The sequence below is a fragment of the Pseudomonas sp. BP11-1-1 genome (genome assembly GCF_052112105.1).
Lineage (GTDB): Bacteria > Pseudomonadota > Gammaproteobacteria > Pseudomonadales > Pseudomonadaceae > Aquipseudomonas > Aquipseudomonas alvandae.
The window spans coordinates 20,625-41,222 of the sequence record NZ_JAUTYU010000031.1 but is presented as its reverse complement, the minus strand read 5'-3'; the positions used below and the strand labels follow the sequence as shown (position 1 = coordinate 41,222).

Here is a 20,598-nt window from a genome sequence, read left to right as displayed (position 1 = left end):
GGACAGGGCGGGCAGTTCACATTCCAGCTTGTAGAGCGCCGCGCGTCCTGCGCCGACATAAGCCTGCAAATGTCCCATGGCGTGCCGGGCAACCTCGTAATTGAGGCCGTCGAGCACCACCAGGATGACGTTGTGCTTCATGGGGACCGGGACTCCGGACAAGAACCAAAAAAACCGGTTCACCAAGCGCCCAATGTGGGAGCGAGCTTGCTCGCGATTGCGGTGTGTCAGCCAATACTCATGTCGACTGATACTCCCTCATCGCGAGCAAGCTCGCTCCCACAATGGATCAGCGGTGATCCGGGAGCGGGAGCTAGCGCCTCACTTCATCTCGACGATGACTTCTTCGTTCCACTTCTGCGGCAGTGCCTTGGAGGTCTTCTCCCACGCATCCGCATCCTTGATCGGGGTCACGCCCTTGTACTGCTCGTTCGGCAGCAGCTTGGCCTTGACCTCTTCCGGCAGCTTCAGGTGCTCGGCGCGGATCGGGCGGGCGTTGCCCTTGGCGAGGTTGATCTGGCCAGCGTCGCTGAAGATGTATTCGCGGGTCAGCTTGGCGGCGTTCGGGTGCTTGGCGTATTTGTTGATGATGGTGGTGTAGCCGGAGATCACCGAGCCGTCGGATGGGATCAGTACCACGTAGTCATCCGGGTTGGCCATCTTGGCCTTGTAGCTCAGGCCGTTGAAGTCCCAGACCACGCCGACCTCGACTTCACCTTTTTCCATGGTCGCGATGGTCGGGTTGGCCATGGACAGGCGCCCTTGCTTGGCGATGTCAGCGAACATCAACAGCGCTGGCTCGATGTTCTTCTCGTTGCCGCCGTTGGCCAGGGCTGCGGCCAGTACGCCGTTGGCAGCCTGGGCCGCGGTGCTCACGTCACCAATCGAGACTTTATATTTACCCGATTTCAGGTCGGCCCATTTGGTCGGCACTTCGGAACCGTGCAGCAGTTTCTTGTTGACGATGAATGCGATGGTGCCGGTGTAGGCCAGGGCCCAGTTGCCATCCTTGTCCTTGGCCCAATCCGGCACTTGTTCCCAAGTGCTCGGTTTGTAAGGCTGGACCACGCCTTGCTTGACCGCGATCGGGCCGAAAGCGGCGCCGACGTCGCCGATGTCGGCGCTGGCGTTGTCTTTTTCAGCGGCGAACTTGGCGATTTCCTGGGCCGAGCTCATGTCGGTGTCGATGTGCTTCAAACCGTAGTTCTTGGCCAGGTCTTCCCAGGTGCCTTTCCAGTTTGCCCAGTCATCGGGCATGCCGACGCTGTTCACGGCGCCTTCCGCTTTCGCAGCGGCTTCCAACGTTTTCAGATCGGTATCAGCGGCCATGGCGGCGGTGCACATGGCAATGGTCGAGCCTAACAGTGATGCCAGGAAAAGCTGTTTCATCCGAAGCTCCTATGGGCGTTTTCAACGCTGCGATTGCGGTTGTGTTGGTCTAGGTCAGCAATACCTGAGCCAATGTAGGCGGGTCCCATGACATTTTGATGTCGGTGGGACGTTCGCCAGCAATCATCGGGCTCACGGAGGGTCGCTGTGGGATAAGCGTAGACCATGAGTAACCGCCTGATCTGCAAGGCCTTGGCCGTTTATTTGCAAGCGCATGTGTTGACCGTTCGGCGGTTGTGTCATCTATCAGTCATGCGCAGTGCCTAGGCTTGCAGGCATGAGACGTGGATCGATGCAGCATCGAATCCTGCCCCGAAACAGTGCTGGTCTAGTCCAGATAGGTAACGTTGATGCGCGTTGAAACAACCAAAGCGGTGACAACCATCGGGCAGGTCCTGCAGGAGCAGCTTGACCACGGCTTGCTGGCGCCGGGCAGCAAGTTGCCGGCCGAGCGCAAGTTGAGCGAGTTGTTCGGGACCACCCGGATCACCGTGCGTGAGGCTTTGTTGCAGCTTGAAGCCCAGGGACAGATTTATCGGGAAGAGCGCAGGGGCTGGTTTGTCTCGCCACCAAGGCTGGCCTACAACCTGATGCAGCGTAGCCATTTCCACGCGATGGTCGCTGCCCAGGGCCGAGTGCCTTCGACCCAGGTGATCTCGGCCCGCCTGCAACCCGCTTCGGCAGCGGTCTGTGCCTGGCTGCAATTGCCGGCGCTGTCCAGCGTCATCCAGATCTGTCGCACCCGGCGCATCGATGAGCGATTGGTGCTGTACGTCGAGCACTACCTGAATCCGGCGTATTTCCCGGGCATCCTCGACTTTGACCTCAACCAGTCGATGACCGAGCTGTATGCCCGCCATTACGACCTGCATTATGGCCGGGTGAAATTCGAGATCGTGCCTACGTCGCTACAGCCGGAAGCGGCAGCGGCACTGAAAGTATCGGTCGGCAGCCCCGGGCTTCGGATTGCGCGGGTCAACTATGACCAGCATCAACGGCTGATCGATTGTGACCTGGAGTTCTGGCGGCACGACGCGATTCACGTGGGCGTGGATGTGCCGGAGCAACCCGCCTGAGGCGTGTTCAGGAGGACTCGTTGAGTTTCGCCAGGATCCTGAACAACACCGTCGCGAGGATCAGCAACATGCCGATCCACATGGCGAACACCCCGACGTTCTTGTCGCGGAAATTGAAGCCGATGGCCAGCAGGATCATGCCAGCGATGATGGGCACCAGCATGGCGTTGAGCGAGGACATGGAGATCATGGCGACAGCCTTGTCGGGGGGATAAGGTCAGTCTAGTTGGGGTTTGGCTGGGGTGGGCTGATGTATGTCACAGCCTCCCCAGAATTTGAGACGGGCACTGTTGTGGCGAGGGGATTCATCCCCGCTGGGTCGCGCAGCGGCCCTAAATTCTACGGTCGCTGCGCAACCGAGCGGGGATGAATCCCCTCGCCACAGGAGGCTGCATGAACAGGTTCAGCGGTTAGGGCAATTCGCGAGAAGCGTAGAACGCGCTCAGCACTTTCACCAGGTGCGCCAGGTCATGGCTGCCGCACAGTTCGCGGATCGAATGCATGGCGAAGGTCGGCAGGCCGATGTCCACCGTGCGCACGCCCAACTGGCTGGCGGTGATCGGGCCGATGGTCGAGCCGCAGCCCATGTCGCTGCGCACGACGAAGCTTTGCACCGGTACTTCCTCGGCCATGCACAGGTGGCGGAAGAATCCGGCGGTTTCGCTGTTGGTGGCGTAGCGCTGGTTGCTGTTGACCTTGATCACCGGTCCGGCGTTGAGCTTGGGACCGTGGTTGGCGTCGTGCTTGTCGGCGTAGTTGGGGTGAACGCCATGGGCGTTGTCCGCCGAGACCAGCAAGGATTTCTGAATGGCGCGTACGAACTCTTCACCTTCGGGCAACAGGCGGCGCAGGGTCTGTTCGAGCATCGGACCGTCGGCACCGCAGGCCGAGGTCGAGCCGACTTCTTCGTGGTCGTTGCACACCAGCACGCAGGTTTCTTCGGTGTCGGCGGTCAACAGGGCCTGCAGGCCGGCGTAGCACGACAACAGGTTATCCAGGCGCGCGCCGGCGATGAAGTCGCCATGCAAACCGACGATGGCGGCACTTTGGGTGTCGTAGAAACTCAACTCGTAGTCGAGCACCACGTCGGCATTCAAGCCGTGCTCCCGGGCCAGTTGATCGGTGAGCACGGCGCGGAAGTCGACGCGCTCGTCGCCGGCGAACTGGGCGAGTATCGGTGGCAGTTCATTCTGGGCGTTGATTGCCCAACCTTGATTGGCTTCGCGATTGAGGTGGATGGCCAGGTTCGGAATGATGGCGATCGGTGCCTTGAAATCGATCAACTGGCTCTCGACCTTGCCATCACGGCGGAAGGTCACGCGGCCGGCCAGGGACAGGTCGCGGTCGAACCACGGCGCCAGCAACGCGCCGCCATAGACTTCCACGCCCAGTTGCCAGAATCCGTGGCGTTGCAGTTCCGGCTGCGGCTTGACCCGCAGGCAAGGGCTGTCGGTGTGGGCGCCGACCAGGCGGATGCCGTCGTGCAGCGGTGAGTTGCGGCCCAACTTGAAGGCGATGATCGATGAATCGTTGCGCGTGATGTAGTAACGACCGTTGGCCTCTGTGGCCCAGGTCTCGCGCTCATCAAGCCGCTGGTAACCCGCCGCCTCCAGGCGCTGGGCGAGGCTGGCGGTGGCGTGGAACGGGGTAGGGGAGGCCTTGAGGAAGTCGATCAGGCCCTGGTTCAACTCTGCGCGCATAAGTAACTCCAGACAGCGATGGGCGGGAGTTTACCGTATTGGTGGATGATGGGGAGGGGTTAGGGGTATGTATATGGGGAACTTGGGGATGTCGAACCCGTGGCGAGGGAGCTTGCTCCCGCTGGGCTGCGTAGCAGCCCCAACAGCGGCAACGCAATCAAGCAGGCATACCGAGATGCGCCTTTAGGGCTGCTTCGCACCCCAGCGGGAGCAAGCTCCCTCGCCACAATGACGGTGGTGTTTCTTAGAACGGTGCCGGGCACTCGAAGCGCAGGCGTTCGCCGCTCTGCGGATGGGTGAAGCTGAGCATGCTGGCGTGCAGGCACAGGCGTGGCCAGGCGGCCAGGGCTTGCGGGTGGGCATAGAGCCCGTCGCCCAGCAATGGGTGACCGATGGAGAGCATGTGCACGCGCAATTGGTGCGAGCGCCCAGTAATCGGTGTCAGCTCGACTCGGCACCAGTCGCCACAGCGTTCCAGCACGCGCCAGAACGTCAAGGCGTGCTTGCCCTGTTCGTGATCCACCACGTGGCGAGGCTTGGTCGGCGGGTCATAGCGCAAGGGTAGGTCGATGCTGCCGCTGTCCAGTTCCGGTTGGCCCCAGCACAATGCGGTGTAGGCTTTTTCGGTTTCTCGATCATGAAATTGCCGTGACAGTTCGCGATGGGTGTCGGGGTCGCGGGCCAGCAGGATGATGCCGGAGGTTTCCCAGTCCAGCCGGTGCACGATTCGTGCTTCCGGGTAGCCGTTTTCCTGCAGGCGAGTGATCAGGCAGTCCTTGTTATCGTCGGCCCGGCCGGGCACGGAGAGCAGCAGGGTCGGCTTGTCGACCACCAGCACGGCGGCGTCCTGGTGAATGATGCGGATGTTGGACAGGGGCATTGAAAACAGTCTCGTTACAAACGCCAACGGCGGCTCGGCCCCCACAGCCTTATCGTGGGAGCGGGCTTGCTCGCGAAAGCGGTTTTTCAGGCACATTGATCTTGAATGTGCCACCGTCTTCGCGAGCAAGCCCGCTCCCACAAAAGCTGGGGCCGAGCCGCCGTGGCTCCAGCCGGGTCGATCAGCGATCCGGCAGGGTGATGTTGAGTTCCAGGATCGAGCAACTGCCCTGGCTTTCCAGCGCCACGTGCACGTCATCGCTACCGATGTTGACGTACTTGCGGATCACCTCGACCAGTTCCTTCTGCAGGGCAGGCAGGTAGTCGGGTGTGCTGCGTTGGCCGCGTTCGTGCGCCACGATGATCTGTAGACGCTCTTTCGCGACCGAGGCGGTACTGGGCTTTTTGTTGGCACGAAAGAAGTCAAAAAGGTTCATTACCTACCTCCAAACAGGCGCTCGAAGAAACCTTTCTTCGTGACGTCGAGGAATCGATGCTCGACGGTTTTGCCCAGCAGGCGATCGACAGCATCGCTGTATGCCTGGCCGGCGTCGCTCTGGTCGTCAAGAATGACCGGCACACCGGAGTTCGAGGCCTTGAGTACGGCTTGGGATTCTGGAATCACGCCCAGCAGGGTCACCGCGAGGATTTCCTTGACGTCTTCGACGCCAAGCATTTCACCGTCGCTGACGCGTTGCGGGTTGTAGCGGGTCAGCAGCAGGTGCTCCTTGATCGGCTCTTCGCCTTGCTCGGCACGGCGGGATTTGCTCGCCAAGAGGCCCAGCATGCGATCGGAGTCACGGACCGAGGAGACTTCCGGGTTGGTCACGACGATCGCTTCGTCAGCGAAGTACATGGCCAGGTGGGCACCTTTCTCGATACCGGCCGGGGAGTCGCAGACCACGAACTCGAAGTCTTCCTTGAGCTGCATCAGGACCTTTTCCACGCCTTCCTGGGTCAGCGCGTCTTTGTCGCGGGTCTGGCTGGCAGCCAATACGTAGAGGTTCTCAAGGCGCTTGTCCTTGATCAGGGCCTGTTGCAGGTTCGCTTCGCCATTGACCACGTTGACGAAGTCATAGACCACGCGGCGCTCGCAACCCATGATCAGGTCGAGGTTACGCAGGCCGACGTCGAAGTCGACGATGACTGTTTTGTGGCCGCGCAAGGCGAGGCCGGTACCGATAGCGGCGCTGGTGGTGGTCTTACCCACACCACCCTTGCCGGATGTAACCACGAGAATCTTGGCCAAGGTGTTTCACCCCTAAGGAAAAAGGACTTTGTCAGCCCCTGAAAAACATCTCTGGAAAACTGCTGCAATTGGACAGGCTTGGCTGGAATCGGGGATTGGGCGGGGTCTACCTCCGGTAAACGCTGCCTGATCCTTTTTCCTACGTCGTATAAGCCGTATTCGCTAGGTTTTAGAGATGCTTGGAAAATGCGGCAGTATCCGTTAAAGCCGAATGATGTTCAACACGTCGCCCGACAGGCTGACCTGGACGCCGGCCCCCCATAACGGGTCGCGCCGCAAATCCTCGGAAACCTTGTATTGCCCGGCGATGGAGACCAGTTCAGCGCTCAACTGCTGACAGAAGATCCTTGCCTTGGTGTCGCCCTTGACACCGGCCAGCGCACGGCCGCGCATCGGGCCGTATACATGGATGTTGCCATCGGCCAGAAGTTCCGCCCCCGGGCTGACCGAGGATACGACGACCAGATCGCCACCCTGGGCATAAATCTGCTGTCCGCCGCGCACCGGCGAGGTGATGACTCGGGTGGGCTTGATGGTGGGCTCGGGTGGTTTTTCCGGTTTTTTCGGTTCGGCCGGGCTCAGTTCCAGCACCCGTTCACGGGCGCCCGAGGGTGGCAGCACCGGAATATCCACGGCAATGGCGGCGGCGATGTCTTCGATACGGCTGGCGCGGATCGCCAGGGTGCGCAGGCCGTGCTGGCGGCAAACGCGCATCAGGCCTGGCAAATCCACCGAGCCTTCGCCGGCCGGCAGCTTGTCCAACGCCAGCACCAGCGGGGCATTGCTGAAAAAATTCGGGGCCTGGGCGACTTTTGCCGCCAACTGCCGGTCAAGACCTTCCAGGTCGTTACGGGCCAGTTCCAGCACCGTAATGGCGAGCATGCTGCCCTTCAGCTGGAACACGGGATCTTGGTCTAGCGGTTCGGTTTGGCTCATGGTCGGCGTACAACGACTTGTCACTAAAAGTGCCGAGACTTATAACGAGATCGCCCGTCAGCCGCAACCCGGGTCGAACAATGTAGAATGCGCGGCCCATGTCTTAATGGAAGCTGTAATGGATCGCCCGCGTTTTCGAGCTGCATTTTTTCATCCGCGTTTCTGGCTGCTGTGGTGCGGCCTGGGGCTGTTGTGGCTGATCGTTCAGTTGCCCTATCCGCTGCTGCTGCGGATCGGCCGGGCGCTGGGCGTGCTGATGTACCGGTTGGCCGGCGACCGGCGGCGCATCGCCAGTCGGAATCTGCAGCTGTGCTTCCCCGAGAAGTCCGCCGCCGAGCGCAAGCGTCTGCTCAAGGAAAACTTTGCCTCCACCGGTATCGCTTTCTTCGAAATGGCCATGAGCTGGTGGTGGTCGCGTCCGCGCTTGGCGAAGCTGGCCCATGTCGAAGGGCTGGAGCACCTCAAGCAGGCCCAGCGCGACGGCAGGGGCGTGATCCTCATGGCACTGCATTTCACCACGCTGGAAATCGGCGCGGCGCTGCTCGGCCAGCAGCACACCATCGACGGCATGTACCGCGAGCACAATAATCCGCTGTTCGACTATATCCAGCGCCGGGGACGCGAGCGGCACAACCTCGATTCCCTGGCGGTGGAACGCGATGACGTGCGTGGCATGCTCAAATTGCTGCGCGCCGGTCGGGCGATCTGGTACGCGCCGGACCAGGACTACGGTGCCAAGCAGAGTGTGTTCGTGCCATTGTTTGGCATTCAGGCCGCAACGGTTACCGCAACCAGCAAGTTCGCCCGCCTGGGCAAGGCGCTGGTCGTGCCGTTCGTCCAGGAACGGCTGGCCGATGGCAGCGGCTATCGCCTGGTGATCCAGGCGCCGTTGGAAAACTTTCCCGGCGAGACCGATGAAGGCGACTGCATTCGGATCAATCAATGGGTCGAGCGCTCGGTGAGCGCCTGTCCCGAGCAATATCTCTGGGCCCATCGGCGTTTCAAGACCCGTCCACCGGGTGAGCCGAAGTTGTACGAAAAACGCGGTTGAGTATGTAGTCCAATTGACTGAGCACGGAGCATCGCGATGACCCCAGCTGAACCGGTGACAGGATTGATTCTTTCCGGCGGCGGGGCTCGGGCGGCGTATCAGGTGGGCGTATTGGCGGCCATCGCCGAGCTGTTGCCGGACGGGGCGCGAAACCCGTTTCCGGTGATCGTCGGCACGTCGGCTGGCGCCATCAACGCGGTCAGCCTGGCGAGTGGGGCGACCGATTTCAAGACCGCCATCGAGCGGCTGACGGCTTTCTGGCAGGCGGTGCGCAGCCATCAGGTGATGCGCAGCGACTGGCGCGGCGTGCTTGCCCAGGCGACGCGTTTCATCATCCACAGCCTGCTGGGCCTGGGGGCCAAGTTGCCGGTGGCGCTGATCGACAGTTCGCCACTGCGCGAGTTGCTCCAGGCGCAATTCCATGCGTCGGGTATCGAGCAGGCGATTGCCGAGCACCAATTGCGGGCGGTGGCAGTCACCGCGTTCGGCTACGAGTCCGGACAGGCGGTAACGTTCTATCAAGGGCGCGGCACCATTGATGCCTGGTTGCGACATCGGCGCATCGGTGTGCCCGCGCAATTGTCCGTCGAGCACCTGCTGGCCAGCTCGGCGATCCCCTTGTTATTCGCGCCGGTCAAGATCGGTCCCCAGTACTTCGGCGACGGTGCGGTGCGCCAATCGGCGCCGATCAGCCCAGCCTTGCACCTGGGGGCCAATCGTGTGCTGGTCATCGGTGTCAGTGGCAACCCCCGCGGTGCGGGTGGGCAAAGGCCCCAGGAGCGCAGCTACACCGGTTTGCAACCGACGCTCGCGCAGATTGGCGGCCACATGCTCAACAGTACGTTCATCGACAGCCTGGAAAGCGACATCGAGTTGCTCGAGCGTCTTAACCAGTTCAGTCACCTGCTGCCCGACGATGTACCGGCCCATGCGCTTGGTGCGGCTGCGGTGGAAGTGTTGGTGATCTCACCGAGCCAGCCGATCGATGAAATCGCCGCCCGTCATCGCCAGGAACTGCCGCGCGCGTTGCGGGTGTTTTTGCGTGGGCCGGGCGCGACCAAGACCAGCGGTGCCGGCGTGTTGAGCTATCTGCTGTTCGAGGCGGGATACTGCGGTGAATTGATCGAGCTTGGGCGTCAGGATGCGCTGGCGCAGCGTGAGGCGTTGAGTCGGTTCTTGGGATTGTCCTGAGGCGTGATGCACGCAGGTGTTACCGCTATCGCGAGCAGGCTCGCTCCCACAAGGAATTTGCGGTGGACGCTAAATTCTGTGGCCTCCACGAAGCCAATGTGGGAGCGAGCTTGCTCGCGATGACGGCGGCACATCCAGCATCTGGGCAGGCTGACCCACCGCCATCGCGAGCAAGCTCGCTCCCACAGGGTATTGCTGCGGATTTGGAACCCGGGGTCAGAAATGGTACTTCAGCAAGAAGCTGGTATTGCTCTGGTTGGTCTTGAACCCATCGCTGTCTTCAATCGCGTATTTGTTCTTCCAGTAGTCGTATTCCACGCCGACATACAGCTGCTTGGCGCCCAGCTTCAAGGCCTTGCCCAAGTCATATTTGATCTGCGGGACGATGTGCAGGTTGGCGTGGTAGGTGCCCTTCGAGTTGGCGTCGTTGTCCACCACCCAGTCGATGAAGCCGTCGATGAGAATGTCGGACGAGCCCACCGGCACGGTATAGGCCCAGACCGGGGTGATCTGCCAGACGTTGTCGCCGGCGCGAGCCCCCTGGGTCTGGCGGTTATAGAAATTCAGCTGGAAATAATCGAAACCGGGAATCGCCAGGTCGAAGCCCGGGCCGATCAGGTACGACTCGTTGTCGCCTTCGCCGAACTCGTAGGTCATTGCCAGCAGCACGTCCTTGACCGGGCCCATTTCCAGCTTCTGATCAAAAATCTTGCCGAACGACAAGCGTGGGCTGAACTCGCCGTAGTACGTGTTCGGGCCGGACTGGCTGTCGTCCTGGCCGTTATAGAAGATGCGGTCGAGGAAGAAAAAGTTGTCGCCGTATTTCCACGCATCGGCGTGCTCGAACGTCACGGTTTGCTGGATGCGTGGATTGATCTGGAAATCCTTGCCATAGAGGTAGCTCAGGCTGTTGTTCTGCCATTGGAGCAGATCGCCTGCCAGGGCCTGCCCCCCGGCCAACAAAGATCCCGCAACGATCAGGCTGGTGCACGTACGTTTCATTCGGTTTGCTCCCAAAGGTAAGTGGTACCGCGTTTCTTTTTTCAGGTCAGCGCTCTGGTGTGGCGCCTTTTTCCATGGATGAAAAACATCCGTTCGGTCAGCTTTTTGAGCGTGGCGAATGCTGATAGCAAGCGCTGAGCCAAGTTCGGCAAAAACTGGAAATGGCTTGCCCTGCAGTAATGGAACAGTCGGAACGTTGTGTTCAGGGGCGCGTTCAGGTCCGCCAGCGCCGCAATAAGCTGGCGGTCCGGTCAGGATCGGAAGGGATTTTGTTGTCGGCCCGCGTCGAACGGCCGCGCAGGATACGGACTTGCCTTGAAGGGCTCAAGTGCCCTGCAACGGCGCATGCGCGGCGAATCCTGGGCGTGATGGCGGGGCTGGATCATCTGATGCTTTCCTCTTGTTTTTATTGTTGAGGCGCAGACAGTCGCTGACGGGCGACCGGTAGTTGCCGGTCGGCCTGTCAGCGGTATGACATTTGTCGAAAAAAGTGGCTCAGTTGGTTTGCGCGCCCTGGTTGATCCAAGCGCCGATCAGATCGCGTTCTTGCTGGGTCATCTGGGTGATGTTGCCCAGTGGCATGATCTGGCTGGTCACGGCCTGGGCCTGGATGCGCGCGGCCTGTTGCTGGATCTGCTGCGGGGTGTCGAACATCACTCCGCCCGGCGCCGCGCTGAACAGGGGGCTGGTGGGCTTGGCCGAGTGGCAGACCGAGCAGCGTTCCTGGATCACGCTGTGGACTTTTTCGAATGACGGCCCCTGGGCATTGGACGCCTGTGCTGGCGCGGGTGCCTGCGCCGGTGCCGCCGGTTTGGCGCCGCCGCCCACGGCAGTCTCGGGCAGTGGCTGATATTCGATCGCACCCGGGACCTTGGCGACTTCCGGCGCGGTGGGCATCGGCTTGGGCCCGGTGACATACGCCAGGCAGATCATCGCCAGGGCGCCGACCGGCAGCGTCCAGGCGAACCGGTTGCTGTCATGGCGCGTGTTGAAATAGTGCCGCACCAATACCGCCGCCACGGCGATCCCGGCCAGGATCAGCCAGTTGTATTGGCTGCCGTAGGTGCTCGGGAAATGGTTGCTGATCATGATGAACAGCACTGGCAGGGTGAAATAGTTGTTGTGGCGCGAACGCAACAGACCCTTGGCTGGTAGCGCCGGGTCGGGCGTGCGGTTTTCGGCGATGGCCGCTACCAGCGCGCGCTGGGCCGGCATGATGATGCGGAACACGTTGCCGACCATGATCGTGCCGATGACGGCGCCGACGTGCAGGTAGGCACCGCGACCGCTGAACACCTTGCTGAACCCGTAGGCCGCGGCGATCAACAGCACGAAAAGGATCAGGCCGAGCAGGGCGGGGCGCTTGCCCAGGGCTGAATCGCAGAGCGATGAATAGACAAACCAGCCGACGAACAACGAGCCGATGCCCAGGGCGACGCCTTCAAGGCCGCTCAGGCTGCTGCCGGGCGCCAGCAGGTAGACGGTCGGGTTCCAATAGAACACCACGCACAACAGCGCGATGCCCGACATCCAGGTGAAATAGGCTTCCCACTTGAACCAGTGCAGGTTGTCCGGCATGGACGGTGGTGCGAGCTTGTATTTTTCCAGGTGGTAGATGCCGCCACCGTGGATGGCCCAGAGGTCGCCGGCCAGGCCGCTCCTGGGGTTGACGCGATTGAGGTTGTTTTCCAGCCAGACGAAGTAGAACGACGCGCCGATCCAGGCAACGCCAGTGATCATGTGAACCCAGCGAATGCTCAGGTTCAGCCATTCCAGCAAATGTGCTTCCACAGTCTTTACCTCTCGCCCGTCACGCTTGTTTTCGCGTGATCGGACCTTCTCTTATTGGTGGGGGGCGAGGATCAGAAACTCATCCTCTTGGAAAAAATGCTCATCGCAGTTATTGCCTGTGCCACTGCGATCAACCACCAGGAAGTCATCCCGCTTTTCGATCGTCAGCACCGGGTGGTGCCAGACGCCGCGATGGTAATTGATGCCCTGCCTGCCGTTGGTGACGAAGGCGCGGACCAAACCTGATACAGGTGCATCGCCAAGTGGCGCGACCACGATCAGAAAGGGGTTGCCGAGCAGCGGAATGAAGGCCTGGCTGCCCAGCGGATGGCGCTCCAGCATGCGCACGGTCAGCGGCATGTCCAGCGCGTCGGCGCGGAAAATGCTGATGATCGCCTTGTCGTCCGGCGTCGCGGTTTCAACCGTCGCCAGGCGATGGAAGCGCATGGTCGAACCGTTGTTGATCATGAAGTGATCGCTGCCGTCGGTTTCGATCACGTCACCGAACGGGGCGAAGGCTTCTTTGGTCAACGGTTCGATCTTGAGTGTGCGCATGCTGGTCTTCTTACCTTGGATTCTGTGTTGTTTATTCTGCCGCCATCGCGAGCAAGCTCGCTCCCACAGGGGAATGCATTTCAAATGTGGGAGCGAGCTTGCTCGCGATTTGGGTTCACCCTTATTTCGATACCTTGCCGAGCACGCGCAGGCGACTTACGCCACCGTCTGGGAACACGTTCAGGCGGATATGGGTAATCGGCCCCAGTTCCTTGATCTGCTCGGCAAAGGTGTGTTCGGCGTGCATCTCCAGCTTCTGGCTCGGCAGCAATTCGCGCCAGAACAGCGACTGGGTTTCGATCTGGCTGTCGGTGCCGCCCTTGACGAATGCGCCCTGGATCGAGCAACTGTCCGGGTAGTTGCCTTTGAAGTGCAGCGTGTCGACGACGACTTTTTCAACGATACCGGCATGGCCCAGGGCGACGATCACCCAGTCATTGCCAGGTGTGCGACGACGGGCGGTTTCCCAGCCATCGCCCATGTTCACGCCACGGCCTGGGTTGAGGATGTTGCTCATGCGACCGAAGTGTTCATCGGAGCAGGCGAGGGCGCGTCCGCCATTGAGGGCGGCGGCCAGGTCGATCTGTTCGTTGTCGCCCACGGCCGACCAGTCGCGATACGGCACACCATAGACCCGCAGCCGGGCCACGCCGCCATCGGGGTAGATGTTGAAGCGCAGGTGGCTGAAGGCCTGGTCGTTGCTGATCTCGTGGTAGTGATGGCTGTTGCCCTGCAGCTCGACGGCCGACAGCACTTCAGTCCACTGGGTGTTTTCGTCCGGCTCGCCGTCCGCCAGGAAACACGCTTCCAGGGAAGCCGACGGTGGGTAGTTGCCGGTGAAGAATGAAGTGTCGATGTCCACGCCCTTGATCGAGCCCGGCACGCCCAGGCGGATGACCGCGCTGTCGTAGCCTTCGAAGCGCTTGCGGCGCGACTCCCAGCCGTCCATCCACTTGCCGTTGTCGTCGAACACGCCCTCCTTCCACACGGCCGGAGTCGGCTGGAACAGGCGATTGGCGTCGGCAAACCAGTCATCGGTTACCGAGATGATCTTGGTGCCCAGGCGGGCGTCGGCCAGGTTGACGAACTTTTCGAACGGTACGGCGTAAGCTTTCATTCTTCTTGTCTGCCTTTGATAAGTTGGCTGGGGATGCTTGCAGGACCTGGTGTCAGGGGCCGCTCGCTAAAGGGTCAGTAATCGGAACAACGCGATCTTGTTGATCTCCGCCAATGCGCACTTGAATTCGGCGTCTGCCGAGTGGTGAATGCGCGTTTCGAACGCAGCGAGGATCTGGTGCCGGTTGCTGCCTTTTACCGCCATGATGAAGGGAAACTTGAACTTGGCTTTATAGGCCTCGTTCAGCTCGGTGAAGCGCTGGAACTCTTCGGCCGTGCATTGGTGGATACCGGCGCCAGCCTGTTCGTTGGTGCTGGCTTCGGTCAGCTGGCCCTGGACGGCGGCTTTGCCGGCCAGGTCCGGGTGAGCGTTGATCAGGGCCAGCTGGCTGGCATGATCGGCGCTCAACAGGATGTCGCTCATGCGCTGGTGTAGGGTCTCGATCTCGTCGATCGATGCATCCTGGCCCAGGTCGAAGGCCTTTTCGGCCACCCATGGCGAATGTTCGTAGATATCGGCAAAGGCCCGGACGAACGCTTCACGGCTCAAGGTGGAAGGCTTGAGTGTCTGGAAAGCGGTCATTTGGACGCTCCCTGATACGGATGGGTCTGCTGCCAATGACGGGCGATGTCGACGCGACGACTGAACCAGACCTGTTCATGGCCCTTGGCGTATTCGAGGAAACGCTTGAGGGAGGCCAGGCGTGCAGGGCGGCCGATCAAGCGGCAATGGAGGCCGATGGAAAGCATCTTCGGGGCTTCGGCGCCTTCGGCGTACAACACGTCGAAAGCGTCCTTGAGGTATTGGAAGAAGTCGTCGCCCTTGTTGAAACCCTGCACCTGGGTGAAACGCATGTCGTTGGTGTCGAGGGTGTAGGGGATCACCAGGTGCGGCTTGCCGGTGGGGTTGTTCGGCTCCCAGTAGGGCAGGTCGTCGTCGTAGGTGTCGCTGTCGTAGAGGAAACCGCCTTCTTCCATCACCAGGCGCCGGGTGTTTGGGCCGGTGCGGCCGGTGTACCAGCCCAGCGGACGCTCGCCAGTGATTTCGGTGAGGATGCGGATCGCTTCGAGCATGTGCTCGCGCTCCTGGGCCTCATCCATGTATTGATAGTCGATCCAGCGATAGCCGTGGCTGCAGATTTCGTGACCGGCGGCGACCATGGCGCGGATCACGTCCGGGTGGCGCTGGGCGGCCATCGCCACCGCGAAGATAGTCAGCGGAACGTCAAATTCCTTGAACAACTTGAGGACCCGCCAGACGCCGGCACGGCTGCCATACTCGTACAGCGATTCCATGCTCATGTTGCGCTCGCCCTGCAGCGCTTGCGCCGCGACCATCTCCGAAAGGAACGCTTCGGATTCCTTGTCGCCATGAAGGACGTTGCGCTCGCCGCCTTCTTCGTAATTGAGCACGAAGGACAGGGCGATGCGGGCATTGCCCGGCCAGTGTGGGTGCGGAGGGTTATTGCCGTAACCGATCAGGTCGCGTGGGTAGTCAGCGCTCACTGCAGTTTTCCTTCTTGTTCGAACCATGTGGGTGGCGCCCTGGCGATGAGTCTCAGGCTGGCGTCACGACGATGGAGTGATTGTATACAACTTTATGCGCGATTTGTAAGCCTGATTTTTTGCATTTTTCACCGTGTCCCCCACAATGTCTACACTGCAAGAAACCTGCCCATTTGGTCAATTTATCGCCTGGAGGGTCACGTATCCGTTGGTTTGGCTTGAACACGACGTTGAGCTGTCGTCGCGTGACCTGGGGGTAAAATAAGTATTTTGTATTGTGTACAATTTGCGTTTAAAGTGTCTTAATTCGCTCATTGCCGTAGCGTTTCGTGCTCCGAAACGGTGCGGCCTGTCTTTCAACTGATTCAGGAGGCGTCGGGCCGGACTGTTCTGCAGCGAGGCGCGCACAATCAATGGGACGTTTGACTACTCATGTTTTGGATGCAGCGCACGGCTGCCCTGGAAGCTCGATCAAGATCGAGCTGTACCGTGTCGAGGGTTCGCAATTGCGGTTGGTTGCCAGTGCTTTGACCAATGGCGACGGCCGTTGCGATGTGCCGCTGCTGCAGGGGGATGATTACCGCAGCGGGGTCTACCAGATCCAGTTCCACGCCGGTGACTACTACCGCGCCCGTGGCGTTCAACTGGCCGAGCCGGCGTTTCTCGATGTGGTGGTGCTGCGCTTCGGTATCTCGCAAGAGCAGGAGCATTACCACGTGCCGTTGCTGATTTCGCCCTACGCCTATTCAACCTATCGAGGCAGTTGATCCCCCAACAGCTGCCTTGCCCTGGAGGCGACTGCGCATAGAGCTTCTTTGGTTTTTAGCCCGCCCACACTGCGGGCTTTTTTTCGCCCATGAGAATACGGTGTCTGGGAGGGTGCCTTCACGAGCAAGCCCGCTCCCACACTGGATTTTTGTCGTTCACAAAAACCTGTGGGAGCGGGCTTGCTCGCGAAGCGTTTGCTTTTTTAGCGGCTCAACAAGGATGCGGCCCCCGCGCCACCAAACAAACCGGCGCTGACCCGGTTGAACCAGCTCTGGCCCTTACCGGTGCGCAGATACCGGGCAGCGCCATGGGCACCCAGCCCATAAGCCAGCTTGCATAGCAGGTCCAGCACGGTCCAGGTCGCAATCATGACCAGCAACTGCGGCAGGAATGGCTGTCCGGCGTTCAAGAATTGCGGCAGGAACGCGGCGAAGAACAAGATGTCCTTTGGATTGCTGGCACCCAGGACGAACGCCCGGCCGAACAAGGCGCGAAAGCGCGGAGTGGCGGCCGCTTGTGGTACCTCGGCGCCCTGGGAAGGCTGGCGCGATTGCTGCCAGCTCTGCCAGGCAAGGTAGAACAGGTATAACGCACCGACGATCTTCAGGGCACTGAACAATTGCTCCGACGCCATCAACAACGCACCAAGCCCCAGCGCCGAAGCGCTCAACAGGCAGATCGACGCGATCACGCCACCCAGGAACGCCGGATACGAGCGGCGCAGGCCATAGTTCAGGCTATTGCCGATCATCAGCAATGACAACGGGCCGGGGATGAGGATCACCACCAAGGCGGCGCCACTGAACAATAACCAGGTTTCCAGATTCATTGCTTGCTCCTGATGTACAAAAGCCTCACCCAAGGGGTGAGGCGGGTGGATACGGCAGCGCTTACAAGAAGATGAACTTGGCGATGAAGATCGCGCAGAGCACCCACAGGCTAACGGAAATTTCCTTGTGTTTACCGGTACCGGCCTTGAGCACCACGTAGGTGATGAAACCCAGCGCGATGCCATCGGCGACCGAGAAGGTCAGGGGCATCATGATGGCCGTGACGATGGCCGGGATGCTGTCGGTGGGTTCGTCCCATTCGATATGGGCCATGCCGCCCATCATCAGCATGGCGACGTAGATCAAGGCGCCGGCCGTGGCATAGGCCGGGATCATCCCGGCCAGCGGTGCGAAGAACATGGCGGCAATAAATAGCACACCGACAGTCACGGCGGTAAGCCCCGTGCGGCCACCGGCGGCGACACCGGCGGCGCTTTCCACGTAGCTCGTCACCGGCGGCACCCCGACCATGGCGCCGAATACGCTGGAGGCGCTGTCGGCTTTCAGGGCGCGGGACAGGTTCTCGATCTTGCCATCGGCCTTCACCAGGCCGGCGCGCTGGGCGACGCCCATCAGGGTGCCGGCGGTGTCGAACATGTGCACGAACAGGAAGGCCAGCACCACGCTGATCATGCTGATGTTGAACACACCGGCCACGTCCATCGCCATCCAGGTCGGGGCCAGGCTTGGCGGTGTCGACATGACGCCGTTGTACTGCACCAATCCCAGGCCCCAGCCGGCCAACGTCACGGCGATGATGCTGATCAGGATCGCGCCGAACACGCGGTGATAACTGAGCACGGCGATCATCAGGAAGCACACCGCGGCCAACAACGGACCGGGCTCACGCAGCGAGCCGAGCTTGATCAGGGTAGCGGGGCTGTCGACGATGATGCCGGCGGTCTTCAGGCCGATCAGCCCGAGAAACAACCCGACCCCTGCACCCATGGCGAACCGCAGGCTCACGGGAATGCTGTTGAGCAGCCATTCACGCACCCGCGACAAGGTCAGGATCATGAACAGCACACCGGATATAAACACCGCGCCCAGCGCGGTTTCCCAGTTGTAGCCCATGGTGCCGACCACGGTGTAGGTGAAGAAGGCGTTCAGGCCCATGCCCGGTGCCAGGCCCACCGGCCAGTTCGCATAGAGCCCCATCAACAGGCAACCCAGGGCGGCGGCGATGCAGGTGGCGACGAACGCTGCACCATGATCGATGCCCGCGTCGGCCATGATGTTGGGGTTGACGAAAATGATGTAGGCCATGGTGATGAAGGTCGTCAGACCGGCGATCAGCTCGGTCTTCACCGTGGTGCCATGCAAGCTGAGTTTGAAGAGGCGCTCCAGCCAGCCACTGCGTAGTGGCGGCGAGAGGTCCAGGGTCTGGGCTTCGGGTTTGCGGCTTTCCACAGCGAGTACTCCTCAAGAGTTTTATTGTTATTTCCAGCCCCGCACGCCCCCTGAGGGTGACGGCGAAGCTTTGAGGCAGGTAAGGCTGGCGTAGTAGTTGACCTGATGGTCAGGAACTCGCACGAAGCGAATTATGCTTTTGTATACAAATAATGCAAATAATGTTTTCTGTTTTGTCGACGAAATTTATGGAGATGGGGATATATCGGCCATGCGGATGCCTTCGCGAGCAGGCTCGCTCCCACAGCGGACTGTGATGAATGCAAGATTTGTCTTCACCACTGAACCCCTGTGGGAGCGAGCTTGCTCGCGATAGCGTCTGATCAGACGCCTTCAATCACTGGATTTCCCCAGTGCCAGGTTCACCGCCAACCACCCATCCACCGCCGCTTCCCCGGCTTCGGCAAACACCCGCTCCAGCAATTTCACCTGTTCACGGCGCAGCGCCTGTTCGAATCGCTGGCCCTCCGCCGTCAATTCCAGCAGCCGCTTACGCTTGTCGGTTTCGGACGCGACGCTGCTGACCAGGTGCATCTCCATCAATTGCCGCAAGGGCATGTTCAATGCCTGCTTGGTCACGCCCAGCAATGCCAGCAGTTCCTTCACGCTCAAGGAGGGGTAGCGGGCGATGAAAAAAACGATGCGCTGGTGCACCCGGCTCAGCCCGCGACGCTCGAGCATTTCATCGGCCTTGGCGGTGAACGCCTGGTAACCGAAGAAGAATGCTTCCATGGCCATTTGTTGGGAGGACGGGTTTTTAAGGTCAAGCATATTGACGTTTCCAAGGGCGGCGAGGTAATTTCGGTCAAACAGTTTGACTCATTTTTCCAAGGCCTCGCTACAGGTGACCCCCATGGCTTTTTCCGAACGTGTCTCGCGCCTCAAAAGTTCTTTGATTCGAGAAATCCTCGCTGCGGCGCAGCGCCCGGAAGTGATGTCGTTCGCCGGTGGCCTGCCGGCCGAAGCCATGCTGCCCAAGGTGGAGTGGGGCGCGATGCCGCTGTCCATGGGCCAATACGGCATGAGCGAGGGCGAGCCGGCCCTGCGCGAAGCATTGGCCGCCCAGGCGCGGTCGTTGGGCCTGGCTTGCGAGGCGAGCCAGGTGCTGGTGGTCAGCGGTTCCCAGCAAACCCTCGACCTGGCGGCCAAACTGCACATCGACGTCGGCACCGAAGTCATGCTCGAAGCGCCGACGTATCTCGCGGCCCTTCAAATCTTTCAGCTGTTCGGCGCCGACTGCATCACTGTCCCCCTTGAGGCGGACGGCCCGGACCTGGAGCACATGCGGGCCCGGCTGGAGCGGCATCGACCGGCCTTCATCTACCTGATTCCAACGTTCCAGAACCCTTCGGCGGTGCGCTACAGCGAGGCCAAGCGCGATGCGGTGGCGGCGCTGCTGGATGAGTTCGGCGTGACGCTGATCGAAGACGAACCTTACCGCGAGCTGACCTTCGACGGCGGCAGCGCCACGCCTATTGCCAGTCGCTTGAAGAAGGCCAGTTGGATCTACACCGGCACTGTGTCGAAAACCCTGTTGCCGGGCCTGCGGGTGGGTTATCTGATCGCCAGCCCGGACTTGTTCCCACACCTGCTGCGGCTCAAGCAATCGGCGGACCTGCATACCAATCGCATCGGCCAATGGCAGGCGCTGCAGTGGATTGGCACCGAGCAGTACCGCAGCCACCTGCAAGCGCTGCGGGATTTCTACCGGGATCGGCGCGATCGGTTCCAGGCTGCGCTACAGCGGCATTTTTCCGATATCGCGGATTGGAACATGCCACAGGGCGGGTTGTTTTTCTGGCTGACGCTCAAGCAACCGCTGGACACCCGGACTTTGCTTGCCGAGGCGTTGGCGGTTGACGTGGCGTTCATGCCGGGTGAGCCGTTCTTTCCAGAGCCGGACAAGCACCTGGGGCACTTGCGCTTGAACTTCAGCCATATCGATCCGGCGCGACTGGACGAGGGCCTGAAGCGATTGGCCGGGGTGGTGCGGGGCGCTTTGGCGGCCAAGGCGGCTTGAAATATCCGGCGGCTGGGCCGATCCCATCGCGAGCAAGCTCGCTCCCACAGGGAACCGTGCGTGATTGCAGATTTATAATCAGCATTGGCCTCCTGTGGGAGCGAGCTTGCTCGCGATGAGGCCCTCAGC

21 protein-coding genes and 1 pseudogene are annotated in these 20,598 nt (G+C 60.8%); 5 read left to right on the top strand and 17 right to left on the bottom strand.

The annotated features are described in order from the left end of the window. Window positions 1-141: pseudogene (locus Q7C33_RS28560) on the bottom strand (alkaline phosphatase family protein); the annotation flags it as partial. A 180-nt stretch (window positions 142-321) separates the two neighbouring features. Next, window positions 322-1,389 carry an ABC transporter substrate-binding protein gene (locus Q7C33_RS28555; RefSeq protein ID WP_198798091.1) on the bottom strand — a complete coding sequence of 356 codons (1,068 nt, stop codon included), beginning with the start codon at window positions 1,387-1,389 and terminating at the stop codon, window positions 322-324. Between the two features lie 350 nt (window positions 1,390-1,739). On the opposite strand from Q7C33_RS28555, the gene Q7C33_RS28550 reads away from it, so the two are divergent. Further along, entirely contained in the window at window positions 1,740-2,465 is a 726-nt protein-coding gene (locus Q7C33_RS28550; RefSeq protein ID WP_030142353.1) for a UTRA domain-containing protein, read from the top strand. A gap of 7 nt (window positions 2,466-2,472) precedes the next feature. Here the strand turns inward: Q7C33_RS28550 and Q7C33_RS28545 are convergent, their stop codons facing one another. From Q7C33_RS28545 to minC, 6 genes are all read right to left on the bottom strand, one after another. Next, complete coding sequence (locus Q7C33_RS28545; RefSeq protein WP_323154598.1) at window positions 2,473-2,655, bottom strand: hypothetical protein; 183 nt, start codon at window positions 2,653-2,655, stop codon at window positions 2,473-2,475. 220 nt (window positions 2,656-2,875) lie between these two features. Continuing rightward, window positions 2,876-4,165: a M18 family aminopeptidase gene (locus Q7C33_RS28540; RefSeq protein WP_407684566.1), complete on the bottom strand. Its 1,290-nt coding sequence runs from the start codon at window positions 4,163-4,165 to the stop codon at window positions 2,876-2,878. A gap of 244 nt (window positions 4,166-4,409) precedes the next feature. Then, a complete protein-coding gene (locus Q7C33_RS28535) occupies window positions 4,410-5,045 on the bottom strand; it encodes an RluA family pseudouridine synthase (RefSeq protein WP_018612476.1) in 636 nt (211 codons plus the stop codon). 181 nt (window positions 5,046-5,226) lie between these two features. Continuing rightward, the gene (gene minE / locus Q7C33_RS28530) at window positions 5,227-5,481 is read right to left on the bottom strand and encodes a cell division topological specificity factor MinE (RefSeq protein WP_003179111.1); all 255 of its coding nucleotides are present in this window, start codon (window positions 5,479-5,481) and stop codon (window positions 5,227-5,229) included. Beyond that, a complete protein-coding gene (gene minD / locus Q7C33_RS28525; protein WP_025214989.1) occupies window positions 5,481-6,293 on the bottom strand; it encodes a septum site-determining protein MinD in 813 nt (270 codons plus the stop codon). Before minD ends, minE begins: the two co-directional genes overlap by 1 nt. 201 nt (window positions 6,294-6,494) lie before the next feature. After that, entirely contained in the window at window positions 6,495-7,229 is a 735-nt protein-coding gene (gene minC / locus Q7C33_RS28520) for a septum site-determining protein MinC (RefSeq protein ID WP_030142350.1), read from the bottom strand. 118 nt (window positions 7,230-7,347) lie between these two features. Between minC and Q7C33_RS28515 the strand changes: the two genes are divergently transcribed. Together Q7C33_RS28515 and Q7C33_RS28510 are read left to right on the top strand one after the other, a co-directional pair. Next, window positions 7,348-8,280: a lipid A biosynthesis lauroyl acyltransferase gene (locus Q7C33_RS28515; RefSeq protein ID WP_030142349.1), complete on the top strand. Its 933-nt coding sequence runs from the start codon at window positions 7,348-7,350 to the stop codon at window positions 8,278-8,280. Window positions 8,281-8,316: 36 nt separating this feature from the next. Beyond that, entirely contained in the window at window positions 8,317-9,471 is a 1,155-nt protein-coding gene (locus Q7C33_RS28510) for a patatin-like phospholipase family protein (RefSeq protein WP_407684565.1), read from the top strand. A gap of 216 nt (window positions 9,472-9,687) precedes the next feature. Here Q7C33_RS28510 and Q7C33_RS28505 read toward each other — a convergent pair whose 3' ends face one another. The 6 genes from Q7C33_RS28505 to puuE form a co-directional block, all read right to left on the bottom strand. Then, a complete protein-coding gene (locus tag Q7C33_RS28505) occupies window positions 9,688-10,473 on the bottom strand; it encodes an outer membrane protein OmpK (RefSeq protein WP_198798325.1) in 786 nt (261 codons plus the stop codon). Between the two features lie 495 nt (window positions 10,474-10,968). Continuing rightward, window positions 10,969-12,264 carry a urate hydroxylase PuuD gene (locus Q7C33_RS28500; RefSeq protein ID WP_030142346.1) on the bottom strand — a complete coding sequence of 432 codons (1,296 nt, stop codon included), beginning with the start codon at window positions 12,262-12,264 and terminating at the stop codon, window positions 10,969-10,971. A gap of 51 nt (window positions 12,265-12,315) precedes the next feature. Continuing rightward, window positions 12,316-12,819, bottom strand: coding sequence for an ureidoglycolate lyase (locus tag Q7C33_RS28495; RefSeq protein ID WP_030142345.1), 504 nt, complete (start codon window positions 12,817-12,819; stop codon window positions 12,316-12,318). A 121-nt stretch (window positions 12,820-12,940) separates the two neighbouring features. Further along, window positions 12,941-13,936 carry an allantoicase gene (gene alc / locus Q7C33_RS28490; protein WP_030142344.1) on the bottom strand — a complete coding sequence of 332 codons (996 nt, stop codon included), beginning with the start codon at window positions 13,934-13,936 and terminating at the stop codon, window positions 12,941-12,943. Window positions 13,937-14,002: 66 nt separating this feature from the next. Continuing rightward, complete coding sequence (gene uraD / locus Q7C33_RS28485) at window positions 14,003-14,518, bottom strand: 2-oxo-4-hydroxy-4-carboxy-5-ureidoimidazoline decarboxylase (protein ID WP_258649850.1); 516 nt, start codon at window positions 14,516-14,518, stop codon at window positions 14,003-14,005. Then, window positions 14,515-15,441, bottom strand: a complete 927-nt coding sequence (puuE, locus tag Q7C33_RS28480; protein ID WP_407684564.1) for an allantoinase PuuE — start codon at window positions 15,439-15,441, stop codon at window positions 14,515-14,517. Before puuE ends, uraD begins: the two co-directional genes overlap by 4 nt. 413 nt (window positions 15,442-15,854) lie before the next feature. Between puuE and uraH the strand changes: the two genes are divergently transcribed. Further along, window positions 15,855-16,208, top strand: a complete 354-nt coding sequence (gene uraH / locus Q7C33_RS28475) for a hydroxyisourate hydrolase (RefSeq protein WP_217861449.1) — start codon at window positions 15,855-15,857, stop codon at window positions 16,206-16,208. Between the two features lie 203 nt (window positions 16,209-16,411). Here the strand turns inward: uraH and Q7C33_RS28470 are convergent, their stop codons facing one another. The 3 genes from Q7C33_RS28470 to Q7C33_RS28460 all read right to left on the bottom strand — a co-directional run bounded on the left by Q7C33_RS28470 (window position 16,412) and on the right by Q7C33_RS28460 (window position 19,220). Next, complete coding sequence (locus Q7C33_RS28470; protein WP_030142340.1) at window positions 16,412-17,038, bottom strand: LysE family translocator; 627 nt, start codon at window positions 17,036-17,038, stop codon at window positions 16,412-16,414. A gap of 61 nt (window positions 17,039-17,099) precedes the next feature. Beyond that, entirely contained in the window at window positions 17,100-18,449 is a 1,350-nt protein-coding gene (locus Q7C33_RS28465; protein WP_030142339.1) for an NCS2 family permease, read from the bottom strand. Window positions 18,450-18,782: 333 nt separating this feature from the next. After that, window positions 18,783-19,220 (bottom strand): MarR family winged helix-turn-helix transcriptional regulator, encoded by a 438-nt coding sequence (locus Q7C33_RS28460; protein ID WP_030142338.1) that lies wholly within the window; start codon window positions 19,218-19,220, stop codon window positions 18,783-18,785. 82 nt (window positions 19,221-19,302) lie between these two features. Between Q7C33_RS28460 and Q7C33_RS28455 the strand changes: the two genes are divergently transcribed. Further along, a complete protein-coding gene (locus Q7C33_RS28455; RefSeq protein ID WP_030142337.1) occupies window positions 19,303-20,469 on the top strand; it encodes an aminotransferase-like domain-containing protein in 1,167 nt (388 codons plus the stop codon). Window positions 20,470-20,598 lie beyond the last annotated feature (129 nt).